The sequence below is a fragment of the Mucilaginibacter aureus genome, from assembly GCF_053514885.1.
Window position 1 is genome coordinate 3479861 of the sequence record NZ_CP170601.1, and the last position, 21664, is coordinate 3501524.

General features: G+C 42.2%; 14 protein-coding genes. 11 read left to right on the top strand and 3 right to left on the bottom strand.

The annotated features are described in order from the left end of the window. Nucleotides 1-52: 52 nt before the first annotated feature. From ACFGVR_RS14980 to ACFGVR_RS14990, 3 genes are all read left to right on the top strand, one after another. The gene (locus ACFGVR_RS14980) at nucleotides 53-1114 is read left to right on the top strand and encodes a ComEC/Rec2 family competence protein (RefSeq protein ID WP_448698124.1); all 1062 of its coding nucleotides are present in this window, start codon (nucleotides 53-55) and stop codon (nucleotides 1112-1114) included. Nucleotides 1115-1213: 99 nt separating this feature from the next. Next, nucleotides 1214-1606, top strand: coding sequence for a hypothetical protein (locus ACFGVR_RS14985; protein WP_448698125.1), 393 nt, complete (start codon nucleotides 1214-1216; stop codon nucleotides 1604-1606). 44 nt (nucleotides 1607-1650) lie between these two features. Beyond that, nucleotides 1651-2676 carry an HNH endonuclease domain-containing protein gene (locus tag ACFGVR_RS14990; RefSeq protein ID WP_448698126.1) on the top strand — a complete coding sequence of 342 codons (1026 nt, stop codon included), beginning with the start codon at nucleotides 1651-1653 and terminating at the stop codon, nucleotides 2674-2676. 10 nt (nucleotides 2677-2686) lie between these two features. Here ACFGVR_RS14990 and ACFGVR_RS14995 read toward each other — a convergent pair whose 3' ends face one another. Both ACFGVR_RS14995 and ACFGVR_RS15000 read right to left on the bottom strand, forming a co-directional pair. Further along, a complete protein-coding gene (locus ACFGVR_RS14995; RefSeq protein ID WP_448698127.1) occupies nucleotides 2687-5860 on the bottom strand; it encodes a DUF7829 domain-containing protein in 3174 nt (1057 codons plus the stop codon). A gap of 26 nt (nucleotides 5861-5886) precedes the next feature. Then, entirely contained in the window at nucleotides 5887-9129 is a 3243-nt protein-coding gene (locus ACFGVR_RS15000; RefSeq protein WP_448698128.1) for an SNF2-related protein, read from the bottom strand. A 202-nt stretch (nucleotides 9130-9331) separates the two neighbouring features. On the opposite strand from ACFGVR_RS15000, the gene ACFGVR_RS15005 reads away from it, so the two are divergent. The 8 genes from ACFGVR_RS15005 (at nucleotide 9332) to ACFGVR_RS15040 (ending at nucleotide 20521) form a co-directional block, all read left to right on the top strand. Then, on the top strand, nucleotides 9332-10411 hold the full coding sequence (locus tag ACFGVR_RS15005; RefSeq protein ID WP_448698129.1) for a ComEC/Rec2 family competence protein: 1080 nt from the start codon (nucleotides 9332-9334) through the stop codon (nucleotides 10409-10411). Continuing rightward, nucleotides 10404-11735 (top strand): ABC-three component system protein, encoded by a 1332-nt coding sequence (locus ACFGVR_RS15010; protein ID WP_448698130.1) that lies wholly within the window; start codon nucleotides 10404-10406, stop codon nucleotides 11733-11735. Before ACFGVR_RS15005 ends, ACFGVR_RS15010 begins: the two co-directional genes overlap by 8 nt. Further along, a complete protein-coding gene (locus ACFGVR_RS15015) occupies nucleotides 11713-12273 on the top strand; it encodes an ABC-three component system middle component 1 (RefSeq protein ID WP_448698131.1) in 561 nt (186 codons plus the stop codon). The genes ACFGVR_RS15010 and ACFGVR_RS15015 overlap by 23 nt, the downstream gene beginning before the upstream one ends. Continuing rightward, complete coding sequence (locus ACFGVR_RS15020; protein WP_448698132.1) at nucleotides 12263-15391, top strand: hypothetical protein; 3129 nt, start codon at nucleotides 12263-12265, stop codon at nucleotides 15389-15391. Before ACFGVR_RS15015 ends, ACFGVR_RS15020 begins: the two co-directional genes overlap by 11 nt. 231 nt (nucleotides 15392-15622) lie before the next feature. Further along, nucleotides 15623-17677, top strand: a complete 2055-nt coding sequence (locus ACFGVR_RS15025; protein WP_448698133.1) for an AAA family ATPase — start codon at nucleotides 15623-15625, stop codon at nucleotides 17675-17677. After that, the gene (locus tag ACFGVR_RS15030) at nucleotides 17664-18740 is read left to right on the top strand and encodes a hypothetical protein (protein ID WP_448698134.1); all 1077 of its coding nucleotides are present in this window, start codon (nucleotides 17664-17666) and stop codon (nucleotides 18738-18740) included. Before ACFGVR_RS15025 ends, ACFGVR_RS15030 begins: the two co-directional genes overlap by 14 nt. Nucleotides 18741-18746: 6 nt before the next feature. Continuing rightward, nucleotides 18747-19913, top strand: coding sequence for an AAA family ATPase (locus ACFGVR_RS15035; protein WP_448698135.1), 1167 nt, complete (start codon nucleotides 18747-18749; stop codon nucleotides 19911-19913). Continuing rightward, nucleotides 19910-20521, top strand: coding sequence for an HNH endonuclease (locus ACFGVR_RS15040; RefSeq protein WP_448698136.1), 612 nt, complete (start codon nucleotides 19910-19912; stop codon nucleotides 20519-20521). Before ACFGVR_RS15035 ends, ACFGVR_RS15040 begins: the two co-directional genes overlap by 4 nt. A gap of 227 nt (nucleotides 20522-20748) precedes the next feature. Here the strand turns inward: ACFGVR_RS15040 and ACFGVR_RS15045 are convergent, their stop codons facing one another. Further along, complete coding sequence (locus ACFGVR_RS15045; protein WP_448698137.1) at nucleotides 20749-21663, bottom strand: hypothetical protein; 915 nt, start codon at nucleotides 21661-21663, stop codon at nucleotides 20749-20751. Nucleotide 21664 lies beyond the last annotated feature (1 nt).

The following is a 21664-nucleotide window of genomic DNA, read 5'->3' on the forward strand; positions in this document are numbered from 1 at the left end:
TTGTTTATCATAAAAAATAATTATAAATTGTAGCAACCTAAACTTATCATCTATGAGACGCCTGATCACGCTTTGCATTGCTTTAGTATTGTCCGTTCCTTCTTTTGCCAAAGCTCCCGGGCCCGACTCGGTGAGCGTGCGCGTGATCGATGTGGGTAACGGCCTTTGTACGATCATCCGCCTGCCGGGTCATAAGTATGTGATCTATGATGCGGGCGGCCTGAACTCCGCTGATGGCAGGCAGACCTGGGCGGCGATGAAAAAATTCCTGCCGGAGGGATCGGCGGTCGAACTGATGATCCTGAGCCATATGGATGGCGACCACATCGTGGCTGCCTCACAGGCGATCCGCGGCTATCATATCAAGAAAGTGATCTGGGGCGGCTATGACCGGAAGATCGAGGGGTCGAAGCCGACGGAGACGGGCGCCTTCCAGAGATTGAAAGCGGCCCTGCACGAAAAGGCCAGTGAAACGGAAAGCGTGAATCTGCACGAGCGTGATAGCGTGATCTACCCGGGAGGGGATGTGACTATTTCGGGCGTACATTTTAAATTGCTATGTGGCTTTGGCAAACCCTTGCCGGAATGGCACCTGACCTCTGACGCAGCCGAAAGGCTGAACGGGGTGAGTATCGTGATGAAAATGATTTATGGGACCAATTCTGTATTATTTACCGGAGATGCCCTGGGGCGCCGCAAAAATGACCCGGAGTCGACCTGCATCGCCACGGAAAAATTCCTGGTGGAACATGTTGGTGACGACCTCAAATCAACCATCATGTTTTCCCCGCACCACGGCGCCGAAAACGGCAGCTCGAAGCCTTTCCTGGATAAAGTCAAACCCGAATATATCATCATCCCGGCCGGCCATGTGCCCAATTTCCTGCACCCGAGGAAGACGACCTGCGTACGTTACCTCAACTATGTAACCGCAGACCATATCCTGCGCACCGACCGCGGCGACGACCAGGGCCCGCAGGAATGGGACTACCTGCGCATCCCCGGCTGTCAGGACGGGGCAGGCGACGATGACATCCAGATCGACCTGCGGTCGGACAACAAATACCACGTTTATTACCTGAACCCCATCAACGTTTGTGCACCGCATCCTTAAATAAATTAATTACATTGGCGTTAGGAGATCTTGGTGGGTGAATCACAGTTAATTACCGATATAAACGCTAACTTGCCAACTCACCCTAAATTGATTAAAATGAAAAGTTTAAGACTATTGCTATTGGTGGCTGTCAGCCTGTTTGCTTTCGTGATGACTAGCCGTGCCCAAGTTAATCCTTCACAAGTGTGGGTACCCGGTTACACCAGGTCAGACGGAACTTATGTGAACGGATACTACAAAACCACGCCAAACTCAACGAACCGTGATAATTTCACCACGAAACCAAACGTAAACCCCTATACTGGCCAACCTGGTTATATTCAACCCGACAGCAAACCTGCACCAACAGTTACTTACAGTACGCCGACTACAACCACTACGCCAGTTTATACTCCCGCAACAACAGCAACACCTGCGGTTTACACCGGTCCCCGTGGTGGTCAATATTATATCAACAGTAAGGGGCATAAAGTATATATCAAACCGTAAACTTTAGTTGCTCATTTGAAAATGGTCTATCTTTATCCGTAGACATGGATCAACAAACCTTTAAGCACATTAACCAGATCCTGGCGCGGGATAATAAGTCCTCGACCTATAAGTTCGCGCTGTTGCGAGGAACGATCGAACTAATCGCCGATAATTCTCCTTTTATTATCATCAAAGACAATAGGGCCCACTTTCCGCTCGACCTATTGGTAGAGAAATGGCTATTATATTACTATCCGTTAGTAGGGATCCCTCAAATTAATCAGACCACACAGTTGGCCTTTGCCAGCTTGCTCAAAGAAGTGGTTGATCAGTATGAACTGCGGGGTGGCTATTCGGCTTTTTACCGCGACCTGAAAAATGCCCCGACCGCATTTACAGCGCTCAGAAAGAAGGTAGCGACGACGGTTACGCAAATGCCGATGAAGTATATTGGTACTTCCATCTACGGCAAATATTATGGTATCTATCAGTACGACCGTACCACTTTTTCGATACCGCTGGAATACTATGAAGCTTTTCAAGTGCTGGGTAGTTTTATCAATGGCCAGGATGCCATCCTGTTTAAATGGGCCGAATTTTCCGTGAATGCCTCCGGCCGCACACTCAGCACGACGCAGGTATTGAATGAAGTATTAAAAAGCCCCGTTACCGAACGCGATATATTGGAGTCGAAAAATCTGTATAGAAGTATACTGAAGAGTGACGGAAAAGTCCGCTGCGTCTGGAGCGGCGACACCATCACCCGCTATGACGTCGACCACATCATTCCCTTCACCATCTGGAAAAACAACGACCTCTGGAACCTGCTCCCTGCAAGGCCCGACCTGAACAACCAGAAACGCGATAAGATCCCGAGTCCCGCCCTCATCGAGAACCAACGCGAACTGATCACGCATTACTGGGACTTGCTCCACCAGCACAAAAAACAACGTTTTCGAAAAGAATTGCAAGGAGCATTACTTGGCTACAATACGACCAACGAATGGCAGGGACCGGCTATCGCACAGCTGAAGAACAGTTGTGATTATTTGATTACGACGAGGGGATTTGAAGGGTGGAATGGTTGATCATTGCAGTTTATTGAAATAACAATGGGAAGATGGCCTCGAAAACATGATCATATTGTTGATTTTGTGGTGTGGAGCGGGCTTCAAATGCAGAAATCTTCTTTTTGACAGAGGATACCTTCTCCATTTCTTCGAACAAATTATAGACGTGCAGGGCACGTATAAAAAGTCTTGAAAACTCTGGATAATGTTGAAAGGCATTATTGACCACTTGCACCATGTTAGGGAACCGAGAGGACAAAATACGGCCAAAACGAAACGAAAATAGAATCATTAGTTCTTTGTGTATTTTACCAATAATGGAATAATCCGTAGTGTTCGTCAATTTTGTAAAGACAAAACCGAGCAGTACCGCTTCCAATCGATCAGCTCCTAAACTTTCCTGTTCATCAATCTGTTTAAGTAGAAACTGTTCGTCTTCAACGCATTTGCGATATCCTCGCTTGAAAAGTGATTCTAAAAAAGAAATGATATCATCGGTTTCTGCTATGATTTCAATAAACGCGGTGTTACCCCTTTGGTCTTTTGATTGTAGATCGAAGTGTAGCAAAGTGGTATCCAAGATAGTTTTAATGGTCACATATGACTTAGCCTGCCGACTAACGATCTGATTAATAAAAGGCTTTTGATCAGCGCCAAAAAAACCATTTAAGTAGTCGTCAAGCTCCTGATTTAAGTACTGCTCGGCATCTTTGCCCATTTCATTTAAACGCGTCGCGAGTGGCATCATTTTCGTCGGAGCATCGTCGACACAGAGTTTGACTTGAATGATGAAATCGTCCAACAGGTGTTTATCATTTTCATTTAATTGGAACTGTTTTATCGTTTTTTTAGGAACGAACACGGTGTATTCATTGGCTGGAAGATCTGCCATGATATCCCCTAAAACATAACCTTCATTTCGGGCGATCAGATCAAGAAAGCGATTGGTGATCTGCCAGTCGCTGGGGTTGTTATGGCTGAGCTGTCCCAGCGCCTTTTCTCCACCGATTTGTGTCCATAAATCCATAAAAGTGCCATTATCTTTCTTCTCTAAAATCTGTCCCAAATATTCTTCCCACTCTCTTGGGTTACCATCTTTCAATAACGTTATTAGGATTTGCTCGGTTACCAGCAATCTGCGTTTGCCTAAGTTCTTGATAAGCTGCCATCTTCTGGTGTTATAGTGATTGTTTTCCCATGCCATTAAAAAAGCGGAAATAATGTTGTCTTTACTTACTTTTTGTTGGTTAGCAGAGACGATAAAAAAAGTATGCCAGCTGTTAAATGCCGACGGTGTATAAGTGCTGGTCAACACAGACTTAATATCTTCATCGCTTACAAACTCACCTCGGCCGATCCGCCCACGAAGTTCCGGGAGATACCTTGACAAATAGGCAGATGATTGCGCATAGTGATTGATGATCTGTTCTTCTATTTCAGAATAGTTCGTTTGCGCAATGTGTTTCAAGTTATTAAAGACACTAAAAATGGAGACGATATTGGAATCATAAATGATTCTGATAAAATCGTCGATCAGATCATACTCGCCATAGCGCTCTACTTCATGAATGATAAACAAGGCGGACAGGTATTCAATAAAACGGAGGTACTTGAACCTGAAGTTCTTATTATCTTCAGTGTCATTAGTGATGATCTGTTCGGAAACGAGTTGTAAGAGTAGTTTATCGGAAGATAAGACCAATTCCGAGGACACTGAACTAACGATTTTTCGGAAACCGGTTTTAGAGATTAACGTAGTCTTGGTTTTCAATAACTCGAATGCGACCAGTCCCAATATTCTGTAGAAGGTATCTGCGTTGAATCTATCGATGTAATGCTTATTGATCAGGTCTTCTTTTTTATTGAAAAAGCTGTTTAGTATTTTGCCTTCCCAAATTTCATAAATGTTTATATCACCTTCGAAGTGGTTCGCTTCGGAGAATATTTCTAAATTGATGGGTATAGATAAAATAGCGGCCGCTTGTTGATTGAGGTTATTAAGGATTGTATAATCGTATGCGGCAGAATAGCTGCCAAGCGCTTTTTGGAGTTCGGTCTCTGTGAAATTTGAAATCATCTTTTTCAGTTCAACAACATCTTTTCTTCCTTCAAATGCGGCTTCCCAATCCCGCCAATATTCTTCGCGGACTGTAAACATTAACACGACCGGATAAACCGCCAATTTAAACTTAGCAGCTTCAGCGTTGAGTTCCTCTATGCGTTTAAGCAAAGATTTGATTTCGCGCCTTTTTTGAACCTGATCGTTCAGCGGTGTTTCGTCTAAGGAGTCTACAATAAATAGAATAGGTTTGTTGACTGCAAGCAGCTCGTTGATGGCGAAATGGGGGTAGTTGACTTGATTAAAAAAAGGATCCAGCAGTTCATCGATCGTCGTTAGGTTCGCCGTGCTGGCCAGACAATAAGCAAAATCAGTTAAAGTAGCCAGTTGGGTTGACAAGGTTGTTTTTCCGGAACCTGAGTAATCCCTGATAATGATAATTTGCTTTGGGTCTCGGAGCGGGTTTGCTCTCAATCCTGTGGGATTCAGCACAGAGGTAAAATTTCTGATTTGTTTGTCAATATTACGGTCAATGAAAATCTTGTCATGGTACTTATGTTTGAACCTGCGAAGAAAGGGCGCTGAAAATTTCTTGCAGACGCTGGAAAAACGCTCGTCAATAGTTTGCGTATCATAAACCCATTTTTTGGCATCATTCAGAGAACTAACGGTGGAATGGAATTTGATTTTACAATTGAGCACCAGGAAGTCCAAAAAGCTGGGGAAATAAAGGTTGTCCTGGTACAACTCGTCCCAAATTTTACCAGCTATAAGAATGGTTTGTATACCAGTTTTATTCATTAATTCAGCATGCTCAATCGTTTTCGGGCTGACGTCGTACAAGCTGCAGAATAAGCCAATGATGTTTTGACGCTCTCTTTTTCTAAGTTTCAGCTCAAAATCCTCCCATTCTTTTGACCCTGGGGTAATTGCGCTTTTTACAGCTTTGCACTCGATCAAAAAAGTGGTGCCTTTGTAAACGAATACGCCATCAAGTTGCTCACTGGTGGGGCTCATCACAATAGGCGGCCGGTGGTCCCAAGGCATGATCTCTCTGATCAAAGCTTCGAAAAGCCTGCCGCGTTTGATGTCATCTCTTTCATTTTTCAGGGTAATGATCTGTGTGTAGGTTTGATTGGTCAAGTTGCGATGGAATTATGATAAAATAATCAGGCGTCAGGATCTGGTAATCCGATAATGCAGGAGGCAACTCGGCTCCACATGTTGATGATGAGCGGTGCCTCGTTCAATATCTTTTCAAGAACTTCGTTGCTAAGTTCGACCAACCTATCGTTTCGGAGGTCCAGCAGCGATATCACTTTTTTGTCTTTTTTCTTTTGTTTGCGTTTTTTCTCGGCCAATATGGGCGTGAAGATATCCAGCCATTGTTGAGAGAAATGGTAATAGTCAATGTTATATTCTTCATTAACGATCCGGGGCTCAAACATATCTAGTACTTGCCTGATGAGTTTCTTGCGAAACAGGTCTTTTTCGGCAAGTTTAAGTTGTTTGCCAAGAATTACCTTGGCGACCTCGATCGCTCTCTTACGTTTACTGGGAAGTATGTTAATTTCATTATCAAGCAACAATTTGATATATTGATCTAATTCCTTTTGTACGGAATCCGACCACTTCATTTCCCAATGTTCTGTGCCATTGATATGCAGCCGCAATTGCTGGCAAACTTCGCCGAGTTCAACGGATATCTTTTTGTTGACGTCTACAAAGTACCAGCGCGGCGATATGGCTTTGGCGCCTTTCACTGCCAGGAAGATCCATGGCTGTTCGGAACGGCCGATACTTAGTTTTACTTTTACACTGGCGTCGACGTCTTTCCAAGTTTCGTAAGTTTTCAGGTCGATCAGGGTATCTTCTCCTTCATAAAGGTTATGAATACTGGTGAAAGCGTCCTGCACACCAGCCCATAAATACTCCTGGTCTTGATTTTCCTTGATGGCTTGAATCATTTCCTCTGGGCGGATGATCTCCTCCAAATGCTGATCCATGATCTCATCTGGGATAGTAAAGTTAGAGCCGATGAGGCTTTCGGTATCAAAAGAGGTTTTGATGAGGCGCCGGTCGGAGCGCAAGGCAAATTCCGAACTGTCAAATGGCCAGTAAACCTTGATCTTCGTATGTGGGCTATCAAGCCGGTCGATACGGCCTATGCGCTGCTCTGCAATACGTAATACGCTGGGCATATCCAGGAACATCAAAGCGGACGCCTGTTGGAGGTTAACGCCCTCCGACATTGAATCCGAGCAAAGAGCAAGGAAGTTCTTACTCGTCGAACCCAGATCGAATTTTTTAAGAATACTTGCGATGGTAGTTTTTGCAGATGCCCCGGTAACCACATGATGATCAATACCAATATCCGGATGATTGGTGCGGATGAGCTTACCTAGAAAATCGAGGGTCAGGACCGTACTATCAAAAGCTAGTACTAAAGCGTGTTCCTTAAATAACTTGAGCAGTTCGCCGATCTTTTTCAATTCGCGCGAGAGGCTCAAATCAATCGATAGCTTAGCGATTTGTTCATAAATGCCGATTTCTTCGCGGCATGCTTGCTGATAGGTTGTTAGATCGGTCAGCCAGTTGGGGCAAACCGACTTTAGCTGGTTTTTTGGTAGCGCTTCACTGAGTTTATTAATCGTTCCGATCACATTGCCGGATTTATCCTTAGCGGATTTGAACTTGTATTCCTCCAAGGCCGCATCCGTGCCTTTCAGATGTTCCAATAAGGCAGCTTTGGAAGAGCGCATTTTGGCCTGAATATTATATTTGGACAAGGCCTTGGCTGCCCGTAAGCGCAGATCGATATGGTACTGTTCGTCTTTGACCTCCAGGTCATCGGGTTTGATGATCGTTTGTAAATAGATCAGTCCTTTCAGTTCGCCGGCCAGCCGGTTGATCTCTTGTGCGATCCGCTGGTCTTCCTTGGTTTCCCCGGTCTTATAGATCTGCGGCAAATTTTCGGGGTACCGGCATTGTTTGCCTTGCCGGTTAACATACAGTTCGGGTTCGCGGTCGATCAGCTTATTCAATTGCGTTTTTGTCCGCCGGACAATAAATTTTTCGATATAAGTTTTGAGCGCGGCGAACTCCGGCGAGTTGCTTTTGATATGGCGCTGTTTTTTTAGGGCTTTAAAATCCTCCAGTTCCTGGTCGCCCAGGTTATCTACACCCAACAGTTCGATGAGCCGCATCAGGTCCTTGGGCCGTTTGTTGATCGGGGTCGCGGTCGCCAAAATGATATTGTCGGACGTGTGCTCCGCCACGCTCATGCTCCGGTAAGAATGCAGATTCAAAAAGTTATGGGCCTCATCCACCACCAGAATATTGGCGTTGCGGATCTCTTTCAGGTAGGTCCCGTGACTATGCCCTTTGGTGTAGCTCAAAGCCCCCATAGATATTTGGCCGCTCTGAGAGAAAGCAATATCCACGAATTCCTTGTGCCAGCTATCTTTTACTAAAGGCGGACAGATCGTCACTGCGTAGGATTTATTGCGCCGCCCGGTTTCCCATAACCAGTGGTACAAGACCAATTGAAGCGTACTGATCATTTTGGTTTTACCTGAGCCGGTCGGGTCGGCGATCAGCACACACCCTTGCGTTTGCAGGATATACATCGCCTGGCCCAGGCCCAAACGCTGGGAAGGCCATAGCTTCAAACTGTTCAACTTGTTGGCAAGTTCAGGGATGTCATTCAGCCAGGGTTTATCCAATAACTCAGCGATCGCGCGGGCCAATGCCTCCTGCCAGGTCACCAGCTTCAGCAGATTCTTTAATAAGTCAATAATGGTATCATTATAAGGCTTGCCGAGCTGGTAATAATTTTCGGCGATTTGTTTGATCTGCTCATACTGCGCCTGTTCCACCGGTTTCAGCGGATCATTCGCTATCCTGATATTGGCCTCGTGCTGCAAAGTCAGGCCGTTCTTGCTGAAGTTAGCCGAACCCAGGATCGCATGCAGATCACCCACATAGATCTTGGCATGAAGACCATCCGACAAACGAAAGCAAACCCGCTTATCCAGGATCAGTTCGATGACCTTGATCACGACTCCGCCATTGAGCAACGAATAATGCTGGCCCGCCCAATACTCCTTGACATCTTTATCTAACTCCGCGCTCTTCCACAACTTGCGCTCCCGTAACTCCGGCTCAAAACCCAAGACGATCCGTACGTCCTTTAAGCTACCGAAACTCATCTTACCGCCAAATAACTCAATAATATGCGCCAGCGAAGTAAATCCCGTTACTACCAAATAATGCTCCGTCGCGGCTATATCTTCCAGCACTACTTCCAGTACCGTAGCGCGGCCCCGTTCAACAAAACCCCTAAGATTTAAAGGAAAGGCATGATTATCCGGCCAAACGACCAAAGGTGGTGGCGGATTATCGAAATCCATTACCTGCTGGATTACCGGAATATTGGTCTTAGGTCGTGACACACAATCAAATTAGGAATATTGAAGATAGTGATTTATAATTATTTAATACCTTTTTGATATTATTCCGGGTGACATCAAAACACCCATTATTATATTATCTTTGTGTACCATTCCTGAATAGTGGTTGTTTATAATACATTAATCATTATTCACGCCAGTTATGAACCATCACGAATTGAAAATTAATATCTTAAAAGCTTTCAACGGCGATGCAATTCGTCTTAGTTTTAAGGATGTTCAGGATAAAATCTGGAATATTTTAATTGACGGCGGCCCGTCTGCCGCATATAAAAAAAAAGGAAAGAAACATAAGACAGAGTTTGGTGCATTGTTTGATTTGATTAAGAAAATTAAAGACAGTGGTCAACTTATTGATCTGTTAATTTTAACTCACATCGATGACGATCATATTGATGGATTGCTAAAATGGATCGAAAATGAACCACTGGCTTATAAAATGATTGGCCAAATTTGGTTCAATTCGGGAAAACTTATTGCGGAATACCTGGAACAGGGTGAAAACGACGCATTAAAACTTCCCCTTCATATCCGAAGTTCTTTTGAAACCAGTGTCTCTCAAGCTCTCGACTTTGAGGAATATATCGCGACAAACAAAATTTATGAACGAAAGGTTATAATAGCAGGTACCAAATGTACTTTCGGCGATTTAGCCTTCCAATTTCTATCCCCGAAAAAAAAACAATTAGAGGATCTATTGAAGCTTTACAAAGCTGAGGCATCTTCCAATTATTTTAATACTTCAGGTGGACGAGGTGACTACTCAAAAAGTATCAAAGAACATATTAAAGATGATGTATTTGTGTCGGATAACCGGGTTGCTAACGGAAGTTCTATTGCGTTTATCCTTAGCCATAAAGGAAAAGATTACCTGTTTTTAGGAGATAGCCACCCAGGGCCGATTGTGGAACAACTCAGTTTGTTGGATAAACCGCTCACCGTGGAATTCGTCAAGATTTCCCATCATGGCAGCGCGGGTAACACGAGCCCTGAACTATTAAAATTAATTGATACGGAAAAGTATGTCATCAGTACGCATGGTTTGCAGCATGGTCATCCCGACAAAGTGCTGATCGCCCGCATCATCGCTAAAAACCCGAAGGCGACCATTGCTTTTAATTATCCAGAGCTAATTACTTTTATTTTTTCAGATCAGGACCATCAAGATTTCCCTGACTTTAAAACAGGGGACGCAAACAGAATTCTAAATAGCAATGGCTGATCAATTTAGACCTTATACTGTAATCGTAAACAGCGGAAGCGGATGCTTGATACAACCGTTATCCGAAGATTATAGCTATGTATTAACCGCCAGGCACAACATTGCAAATGCTGGCGGAGCACTAAATATCCTTCAACGGGCAATACTTATTGATCCTAATACTTGGCAGATGGCAGACATTCCGTTTGCAGCACTTGTCCTTGGCACGAACTATTTTCCGCATCCACAGTATGATATTGCCCTCATAAAAATTGGACGACTTCCTGGACTCGATAATATTTATCGTACCGATCAAATTGACCAGCAAGTTTATCATTTAACCGGTTATCCGGACACGAGAAGGTTAGCTAATCCAAATCAATCGCAAGAGTGGTATCGCTGTGATTCAAATTTAACCATTTTTGGTAGTAATAATGGGGCGCGGGAAGCCCAAATACCTGGAAATCCGGATCAAACCGAAGTAGAGGGCCAATCCGGTGGACCGATACTTTTTGAACGTGAAGGAAAAATTCTGCTTGTTGGGATAGAAATTCGAATGGCAGCTGCGGTCGGAGAGCAATTAGGACGGATCATATTCTATCCCGTAGCAGCCTTCGATCAGATCATAATTGAGAATTCTGATCAACTAACCGGCATCGCACCTTCATTTATGCGGTGTTTTTCATTCTTAGCAAATGACGTGTTTAAATTAGAGGCCGGATTTTATGCTCAAAATGTCGTAGGCATTAAAAGCTATTTGTTATATAAAGCTCAGCAAGTTACTCGAGATGAATGTACACCCAACGCAATTCGGAGCTTTTTTAAACAACGCTTATTATTGGATAAACAACCAGAGGAAGTATTGTCGTCCAAAGAAATATGGTGTACCTGGTTGGAATTCCTCACTATTATGAATATTTTGAGGACTACGCCGGTCGACATGGGTAATTTAGAAGATGTGTTTAACTCAGTTAGGCTATTATTTTCTGCTTCTTCAGAAGATTGGAGTACAGAGTTAAATAATATGATTTATTCAGATTACAAAGGGCTGAACGATAACGGAGTCGTGGTTATTGGTATGAGTAAGTCGCCAATAAATAATGAATATGTTATTGATGCACAAAAGATCCCAATGATCGGTCAGGCAAGAAATTCAAGAGATCGAAGTAAAATCTTGATAAATGAAGGTATGAGTTTTCCTTTTGACCATTTTAAATTTGTGCACATTGACTACTTCAAAGGTAGGGCCATTGTTTCAAAACACGCCGAATGGGCGGCTCTTGTAACCGACGAAGAATTTTTACAAAAATTAAAATTGGAGTATGAGCAACTATTCACGGCTTAAAGGTCAAGTATTGGGATACCTGCTGGACATGTTTCCAGATGTCGAAATTCAAATTAGCGAAATTACTTATTGCGGGCAAATTAGCGTTGTTTTTATCAAGTCGCTGACGCAGGGTCGTTTAGCTGAAATATGGAGTGATATTTCTAATGCGGTAGCAATATATTATCAGACTAAATTAGATACAGAATTTGAACGTTGGAACTTGTACCTTTTTTACATTTTGGAATCAGAGGCTGAAAAGGGCTTGAAATATAAAATTGAAAACGATCCGGTATCCAGCCGCAAAATTGTCATTGACAATTACTCGGCCGCGTTGGATGACACAGCTATGGCAACAATAATAAGTCAGCATATCACCAATACAAATCTTAATATTACTGCCCAGCAGCCTGCGGCACTAACATTTACCAAACATGTGATCATAGGGCCTGTAATAGACGCTGCATTGGCATCTGCCGCGAAGATCAAGGGTAAAAGTACCTTAGAAATTAATGATTTATTGACTCAAATTGAAACCCGTTTAAAAAATGAAATTTAAAAAGGTAGAAATCCAAGCTTTTAGGGCTTACAATGAGGTTGCCGACGGAACTTTTGATTTCAACATAGGCAATGGCCAGAATGCTGATTTGGTAGGAATATATGCGCCGAATGGGTTTGGGAAAACCTCCTTTTACGATGCGGTCGAGTGGGGAGTTACCAAAAACATACATCGCCTGTTAAAAAAACACAAATTCAATATTGAGCATGCCAAATCTGAAAGAAACATAAACGGAAAAACAAAACAGTACATTTTAAGGAACCGCTTTGCCAAAGACGAAACGCCTGGCTATGTGCGGTTATTTACCACTAATTTAGTTCAACCTCTAAAACGGGATATCGAATCGCCGCGCAACGGTAGCGTAGATTATAAATTTAAGGACAGTGATACCATTAACCGCTACTTCCAAAAAGTCATTCTTTCCCAGGAATGGATAGACGCTTTTTTAAAAGAAGATGACGCCGCCGCACGGTATGATACCTTCATCGAGTATTTCGGAAACGGGCAACTCGATGCCTACCGAAAAAAATTGGTTGAACTGCTTACTGCAAATGATAAACAGATCGATGACTTGAAAGTAAAGCTAAGCGGGGTTCAAAAAGAATTGAATTTTAACGGGGATCAAAATATTCTTAAAAACGTAAATGACAAGATCATCGCTTTACAGAATATCTACCCAAGGCTGAATATTATCGAAACTGAATTTACGGAACCTGATTTTGTTAACTTTAAAAATCAGCTGACGGAACTATTGCAAGGGTTAAATAATCAGGTTATTGCGCAAAGCAGTCTTTTAGCTAAACAAACGAGGTCGTTAAACGGCGATGGGGAGCTTTTGGGTATAGAGCGTTACGAACAAGTGAAAAAGGAGCTTGGAGCGTTGCAGCAACAAGTCAAACAAATTGAAAACTTGTTAAAGGATTTCGAAACCCAGACTACATTAGATAATAAACTTAAGACTAACATCCAAGATCAGGTCAACCTGTCTGTGAAACAGAAAAATTTGATGGAAATAATTGAGCAATTAGTCGTTTACGCTCGTGTAGTACAAGACAGGATCAACAATAATGATCAAGCCAAAATCAAACAGGAAGAATTGCGGACGAAACAGCAATTACTACAGGAAGCACAATCTCGTCTGAAGGAATTGGAGCTACACCAAAAATCTTTGCTAAAATCTCTAACGGATATTGATCAACAATTGAGAACTGCTTCAGAAAAGCAAGGCGGCCAGGCCGCCTATGAAGCCGAATATCTAAAACTAAGCCAACATTCGGTCGATCAATTGTCAATAGTCAAGTCAATTTCGGCACAAATAACCGGGCAGCAAAATATTGTTGACCGTTTGTTAGTTACTATCAAAGATATTAACCTGGAAAAATTCCCCTCTGCGGAACATGAAGCTTACAAGCGCTACGAACAAGTTTTATTAGTGTTAAATACAGGAAAAAGCGAACAAGAGCGCCTACAAAAAGATCTCGCAGTCTTGAATAAATTGATCAAAGAGCGTGAAACGTTTAACCAGGAGATTCAGCGGTTTGTCACATTGGGCGCTGAAATAGTTGATAAAGATCAATTATCGGTCTGCCCCCTATGTAGCCACAATCATGAAGAATATCAAATCTTAGCTCAGCGCATCGCAGGAAATAGTTTGTTATCCGGTGCCCTGCAAGGATTACTTACGCAAAAAACAACACTGGAAAAGGCCGCAGCAGCTAATGAAACGGCATTTAAGAAAAACAGAGTCGATTTGGTCGATTTGCTGACTAATGAACGTAAACTAGCTGAAATACAATTGAGCGAACTACGACCATTGCAACTCGAAGCGGCTCAAGCTCAAAAGGCTGCGGATGATGCAGTTGAAGAACTCAATAAGATACGTTTACAATTTTCAAGTTTAATAGGCGACTTAACCTACGATGAATATCGCGCTACATTAAATTCCCGGCTAAATGACGCCAATAAAGGGTTGGCAACATTAAAAGTTCAAATAGAAGCTTTACAAAAGGTAATACGCGGCTATTTATTGGATATCGAAACGAACAACGTCGCGCTTGAAGGTCTGTCCGCGCAGTTAAAAGCACTGACTTTAGATGGTGTGTATCGAGAGGTGTCGCAATACTTTGAAAAGAATTATCCAGGTATCACACCAAATAAAGAAACGCTGGATCAGGAATTGTCAAAGATCAAAATGCTGATCGATTCGCTAAAATCTCAAGGAGGCGAACTGGAAAAACAGCAAAAGTCATCAAAGGAAAAGCTTAGCGGTTATCAGAAAGATCAGCTCGAGGGAAACCTCAGACAGTTAAAGATCCAGCTGAAAGTTTTAGAGCAGCAAATTAATACCTTTGAATTTTATGTCAAAAATGATGGCAGTGTAGATCTGGTTACGAAAGAGTCCATTGAGGCAGCAATCCTTAAAGTACAACACGCACTTGTTGAGGACGACCGGATTACGCAAGAAGTTACATTGATACAACAACTGATAGAAAACATTTTGCCCTACCTTCGATTTGAAAAAGCTAAGGTTTCTTTTGATGAATTGAAGATTCGAATACTCTTTTTGGAAAATACTTTAAAGAAAGAATTGGAAAAAGAACGTAAAAAAGTTGGCGAACATCTACATAGTGAAATTAAAGCGTTCTTTTATGAAGACTTGATCAATGAGCTTTATGCAAAAATAGACCCCCATCCGGATTACAAAAAGATCAAGTTCATGTGTGATTTTAAAGAAGATAAACCTAAATTAAATGTTTGCGTATGCACGGAAGGTAAAGACGAACTACTTATTCCAAATCTTTATTTCAGCACTGCCCAACTTAATATTTTAAGCTTAAGTATCTTTTTAGCAAAGGCACTCAATGTTCAGGATGATAACATGATGCCGGTAGATTGTATATTTATTGATGATCCTATCCAGTCAATGGACAGTATAAATATACTTTCGACGATCGACTTGATCCGTAGTTTGGTCGTCAATTATGAAAAGCAAATCATTATTTCAACGCACGACGAAAACTTCTATAATTTGTTACAAAAGAAAATACCGGCGGGCTTATTTAAATCTAAGTTTATAGAACTCGAAACGTTTGGAAAGGTCAAGACCCAGCTCAATTAGTGAATAGACGTGCACAATACTATAATCCGGTCAGGATGCAATAAGATTAACGAAAGTAACGTCAAACCTCCACACTGCCTTATGATCGCATCCGCAACATCAACCAGCGCAGTGAAGGCATCCAACTACAGAAAGATAAAGGGAAAGAACCGATATTGAAACTTCCAGCAAACAACAATGCATTTAAAATAATTTTATAGCGACTGCAGCAAAACAACTTATAGATATTACATGAGAACTAAAACCCAGGAAGACGACTTTAAGATCATTGGCTTGCGTGTCGGTGCCAATTGCGCTGAGCACCTGTCTAAAGTGTTGGTAAGAGGGAATCCATACTATTTCTATCCTGCCTACAAATTAAATCCGGCGGATGACTTTGAAGATTTTCCAAAAGAGAAAAATAACCTCTTTGGTCCTGGGATCAATATTTCTGCCATTGTCGGTCAGAATGGTACAGGTAAGAGTACGCTGGTGGAATTGCTTTTTATGGCCATCAACAACGTTGGCCGGAAATTGGAGATCAAAGATGACCTGGTTCAAGTAAAAGGCCTGGAAGTCAGTGTGTTTTTTAAGGATATTGAGCATTATCGGCTTAACGTGAAAGGCTTGTCGATTTCTCTACAGCAATACGATACAAATGGAAAATTAAAATCAGCTGAACTTTTTGAGGAGAAAAAGAAATTCCTAAACCAGTTCTTTTATACAATCGTCATCAATTATTCGCATTACGCTTACAATTCCAGGGACATCAAAGCTGATGGTCAAAAGGATTGGTTGACGCCACTATTTCATAAAAACGACTCTTACCAAACACCAATTGTCATTAATCCTTATCGTAAAGAAGGCGACATCAAGATCAATACCGAAAATGATTTAGTTCGTCAACGCTTACTGGCGAATCTGCTAAGTAAAGACAGCGACCATCAAGTCAACTTCCGACTTTTAACAGATCATTTACATGCTACGCATTTAGGGTTAAAACTCGGATTTAGTGATCCAGATAAGGTGCTGTTTGAAGAAAAGATTATTGATCAAGATGGCAAAGAACAGACAAAAGAATGGCGATTAGCTGTGATCGATCCCGACTACAATGCTATTTTAAAGAAACTTAATGAGACCATCAAAATCGACTATCAGGAAAATGAACTAGAAAGTTCAACGGATGCCATTCGCGAAGCAGCTTTGGGTTATCTGGTGCAGAAACTGATCACCATGTCCTTGAAGTATCAAGATTATTATGGTTATTTTTTGAAAGATACAAGTGAGTTGGATCTGGGTCAGCTTTCCACCTATGTAGGTTTACTCATGGATGATCCCAGTCATATCGCTTATAAATTCAGGCAAACCATCAATTTTTTGAGGTTTAGGCAATACAGCAATAACGATGTCGCGAAAGCGCTATCAATTGAAATACTTGCCGAAAGCTTAGACAAATTAAAAACTGATAAAATTAGGGTGATAGATTTATTACCTCCGCCCATATTTCAGACCGATATCTTGCTTTCCCCTGATGAAAAAGCTGAAAAACCGAATTTTCAATTTAATAAACTAAGCTCGGGCGAAAAGCAATTGATCTATTCTGTCAGTTCCATTCTGTACCATCTCGCCAATTTAAATTCAGTGGTAAGCTGGGATCGTAAACCGAAACAAAAATATCATATCATTAATATTGTGTTTGAAGAGATCGAACTTTACTTCCATCCGGAATTACAACGGCGGTACATCAAATACCTTCTCGACAGGATTGGTAGTATTGCTTTGGATACTATTTCTGGCATCAACCTGATCTTTGTAACGCACTCTCCGTTCATACTTTCAGATATCCCTTCACAAAACATCTTGTTTTTAAAAATGGAAGATGAACAAGCAGTTCAGGTATATCACGATAAAAAAACATTTGGTGCTAACATTCATAATCTTCTAAGTGATGGATTTTTCATGCGTGCCGGATTGTGCGGGGCATTTGCTCAAGACAAAATAAATAAGATTATTATAGGACTGAATTTAAAAAAAGAGCTTAATGAACTTGAAAAAAAGAAAGGCGATACAAAATATAAAATGCCACAAAATGAAAAAGAAAGGCTAAAAGATCTTTTAAAAAAGGTCATAAAGATTGATTTTAGTACGTTCCCGGAAATTATCGACGTGATTGGGGAAGGCATAATTCGGAATAAATTACGACAGATGTATGACGAAGCCTTTGGACTCGATCAATCTGAATGGATCAAAAAAGAGATTAAACGATTAGAAGCCTTACTACCGAAACACGCCCATGTTCCCAATTAATCCTCAAAGCGAAGTTATTATCAATGCCCGGCAGCAGCATATTATCAATGTGATGTGTCGTTTGGAGCAAAGAGTATTTGGTCGTAAATGCCGCAAAGAGGGATGCTCAGTCTGTCTTGTCGGTAACGAGCAGATCATTGAACCTACGCCTGAATTGCTTCACGCTTTTAGCGATATGACGCTCATTGAACGTATCGTTGGTGGTGAACCTGCCGACCTTGTCATAGATTATGAGCTGTTTTTCAAAAAATTCGATACGACAATTACCTGGGCAGATTATGAAGACTTTGTAAGCATCGATAAAAAAGAAGATTACAAACCGACAGCTCATGAAAAGGAATTAATTGCATTTTTTGCGCCATTAAATGAATGGATAACGCAACTGTTAGACTATGAAACCTGGTTTCAAAACAAGAATAATCAAAAGCGATATGATGCGTATCAATTAGCAGCTAATTTAAATAGGGACACTTGCTGCTATTGTAACAGGATGTATACTGCAACTGTAAAAAGTAACTATGGAAAAAAAGTGATGCGTCCGGTTTTTGATCACTGGTATCCTCAGCATAAATATCCATTGCTAGCGCTGTCTTTTTACAATCTAATCCCCAGCTGCACGATTTGCAATAGTAATATCAAAGGCAAAATACTTCCCGATATTAAAAAGCAAATTCATCCTTACAGCTCAGAAGATGTGCTCAGAAATTTTCGATTCAGCTTCGATTTTGCGCAGGATATGGAACATTTTAAAATTAAAACGATTATAGCCGCGGGCGAAGACGCGCTGGCCGATACGATCAGGCTGCAAAAACTGGAATTGCTTTATCAGGCGCATCCAACCGAATTGTCTGACATGCTGACTTTGGCCAAAGCCTACACGCCGGATTATGTGCAGCAAATCATCAACCTGTTTCCCAACGATAGCCTATCGCATAAGGAAGCCTACCGCCTGGCTTTTGGTACAGAGGTTGATCCGGCAGATTTTTACAAACGTCCGCTGAGTAAATTCAGGGCCGACATATTAACCGAGCTACAGCTCATTAGCTATTCAGACGATAAATAGATTGCTATGTATTTTTTTTATTATCCGTTTAAGATTCCCAACGAACTTTTGAACCATCCAAATCAAGTCAACTTGGTCGTTGGAGAAAATGGAAGCGGTAAGAGCACCTTATTGAGAGAGCTTGCCCGTCATTTTGCTTTTCATACGGGCTGTAAAGTGATCGGTGTGGCCAATACGATCCATGATAAATTTGATATCAGCCATCCTAATTTTGAGGTTTTGAAGGCCTCTCATGGCAAGTCAATTGTGCGGCGAACCATCAAATCTGCATTACAGTCCATGGTTCGTGAAGGCGAGGGCCGTTATTACCAAATAGCAGAAACCCTGCGTTATGTCAATTTTGATGCGGTGATCGGTATTAAGATCGCAGCGCTGAAACCTAACTTTGACCAAGCGTTGCGCTATGGTGACCTTACTGACGACCAGCGTAATGTGATTGCTATTCTACTAGAACGGTATCGCCATACCGCACAGCGAGCGCGTGATGGTATTATCAAAGTAGACCTTTATCGCAACGATTTTTCAGACCTTAAAGATTCCGGCATATTAGAATTACTGGAATTTGAAAGCTTGCTGAAAAAGCTTAAAATGCTAAAGGATATCAATATCTATCTGCAAAAAGATGGGCAATTAATACCAGCCAACCAAAGCAGTTCCGGGGAGTTGACACTGATCTCCTCGTTTGTTTTTATCATGGCAACGATGGCCGTAGGCGCCAGGGTGCTGATCGATGAGCCGGAAAACAGCCTACATCCGAAATGGCAAATCGAATACACTGGAAGACTGTATGATCTGGTCTATCGGTATGAGCCATCAGTATTTATCGCCACACATTCACCGTTGGTGATCAATAGTACGGAGATCGATTTGGGCGAACGAGTGACCATCTATAAAGGAAATGGCAGGTCTTTTGAACAGATAACACCAGGGGGCTACAACGTTGAAGAGGTTTATCAGGAATTATTTGACGTCACCACACCGGAAAATCGATTTTTGTCTCAATTCGTGGTCAAAAAGATGAATCAATTGGCTGATAACCAAATCTCGATTAAAGCGTTCGAGCAGTTGATCAGTGACCTGAATGAAAATGCCTATGATCCCCGTCAAAAACAAGTGCTTGACGGCGTGATCGTGATGGCCAGGGAAATAGAAGAAAGGAAACGGAACCAATGACCTTAGACGATAATGAACGCTCATTGATCGCGACCGCTGTTGCCAAAGGCGGTGATGTCTGGAACGACCCGACACTGGACGGCATTAAACAAAAAATCAAAGATTATTATCTCGGGCCCGACGATGGCCGGTGCTGTTACTGCCGAGAGCGTTTTCGCGCAGTGCATCGCATGGGAGTCGATTTGGAGCATATTTTGCCCAAATCCATTTTTAATGATTTCATGTTCGAAATTTTTAATCTCAATATTTCCTGTAAACGCTGTAACATGTCCATCAAGCGTAATCGTACCGACTTTTTGGTGGACGCTTCAACGATCCGTTTACGCGCTCAACAGAGCGACCAATATCAATTTATCCATCCAAACCTGGATATTTACCGACAACACATGAGTTATGTTGCATTTGCCCTTGATGATCAGGACATGGTCAAATACACGCCGCTAAAGCCTAAAGGACAATATACCTATGATTTTTTCCGGCTTTATGAGAAAGAAGTGAATTCTTTCAATCTGGCTCAAGGTATCAAGGGCGACGAAAGCGAAGTCCTGTTACCTGATCAACCCTTGGACATCCAGCATGCAGCGGAAGCATTGATCGAGCGTTTATGAAAGATCATCTACCTTCGGCTATGGTGCCGGCTTGATTGATAGACCTCAGGATAAGAGCGCGCGGTGGCGCGGTTATTGATTTTTTCTACCTCATCGCTACCAACCGCCCAATTCTGGAATAATTGAAATTTAGTAGCGATAGCTACGGGTGTTGTACAATCGGTCAGCACAACGAGTTGGATATGCATATGCTACTCCCAAAGGTAGTTATCCAAAATCGTCCTTGATCACGGAATATCCGGATAACCAATGATAGATTTTACCTGTGACACGGTAGCAGGGCCAAAAACCGCGATAAAATGTATCGGCCCTGTGGCCGTACCCAACACACCTTTTTTGGTAATTTCGTCCTGGTCGCTTAAAAATGGACGCCCTGTGTACGATCTTGCGTCAGGCTCCGCCATTCGATCGGGTATGGCATGAGCTATTTTTAAAGCATCTTTAAAATTTACATCCTTTTCGGCCAACAAGGACAATTTCTCTTTCATTAGTATGGCGAGTGGCTCATAATTTAATTGTTGCCAGTCTTTAGACACCGCATTATTTGCGGACATCGCGTAAGACAAATTGGAATGCGCGATCCAGGCGGCAAAATGACGACTGATGATATTTTTTATACTTGCCAACAATGTGTTACGGAAACCATCCGGCGTTTGGTCCGCTTTCCTTAATTTCAAAGGATTGTTGAAACGATTAAGCTTGGTATAATAATTTTTGAAAGCAGTGTTTCGGGTTAACGCTTCACCTGTCGCCGCCGAAACCGGCGAGAATTTAGAAATATCGATGATAGCCGCTTTCTTGGATGATGCCTGTAAAGCGGCATCCAATTCCGCATGACAAATGCCGATACCATTGCCGTCCGGACCCCAACCCCCTTCACTGTTATAGAACACAATGACCAGGTCGGCCTCTGCAGCACGCTGCATACAAATGTTATAGCTATCCTCGATGCCGTCGGTCCCAAAAGTTTCGTTGATCTCCACCGACAAGAACTTTTCATCCATAAATAATTCTTCCTCTAATTTCGCCTTAAGGAAGCGGCGGACTTCAGTTAAAGTTTCACCCGGTACGCCATTAATGACCACCTGATCAAGGTTTCGGCTGGAGATAAATACAGAAAATCTTAAAGGTTGTGTAGCCATA

Coding starts and splice junctions, on each gene's coding strand:
- ACFGVR_RS15030 (WP_448698134.1), top strand. CDS start 17,664: ATGTTCCCAATTAATCCTCAAAGCGAAGTTATTATCAATGCCCGGCAG.
- ACFGVR_RS15005 (WP_448698129.1), top strand. CDS start 9,332: ATGAACCATCACGAATTGAAAATTAATATCTTAAAAGCTTTCAACGGC.
- ACFGVR_RS14980 (WP_448698124.1), top strand. CDS start 53: ATGAGACGCCTGATCACGCTTTGCATTGCTTTAGTATTGTCCGTTCCT.
- ACFGVR_RS15035 (WP_448698135.1), top strand. CDS start 18,747: ATGTATTTTTTTTATTATCCGTTTAAGATTCCCAACGAACTTTTGAAC.
- ACFGVR_RS15020 (WP_448698132.1), top strand. CDS start 12,263: ATGAAATTTAAAAAGGTAGAAATCCAAGCTTTTAGGGCTTACAATGAG.
- ACFGVR_RS15015 (WP_448698131.1), top strand. CDS start 11,713: ATGAGCAACTATTCACGGCTTAAAGGTCAAGTATTGGGATACCTGCTG.
- ACFGVR_RS14985 (WP_448698125.1), top strand. CDS start 1,214: ATGAAAAGTTTAAGACTATTGCTATTGGTGGCTGTCAGCCTGTTTGCT.
- ACFGVR_RS15025 (WP_448698133.1), top strand. CDS start 15,623: ATGAGAACTAAAACCCAGGAAGACGACTTTAAGATCATTGGCTTGCGT.
- ACFGVR_RS15040 (WP_448698136.1), top strand. CDS start 19,910: ATGACCTTAGACGATAATGAACGCTCATTGATCGCGACCGCTGTTGCC.
- ACFGVR_RS14990 (WP_448698126.1), top strand. CDS start 1,651: ATGGATCAACAAACCTTTAAGCACATTAACCAGATCCTGGCGCGGGAT.
- ACFGVR_RS15045 (WP_448698137.1), bottom strand. CDS start 21,663: ATGGCTACACAACCTTTAAGATTTTCTGTATTTATCTCCAGCCGAAAC.
- ACFGVR_RS15000 (WP_448698128.1), bottom strand. CDS start 9,129: ATGGATTTCGATAATCCGCCACCACCTTTGGTCGTTTGGCCGGATAAT.
- ACFGVR_RS15010 (WP_448698130.1), top strand. CDS start 10,404: ATGGCTGATCAATTTAGACCTTATACTGTAATCGTAAACAGCGGAAGC.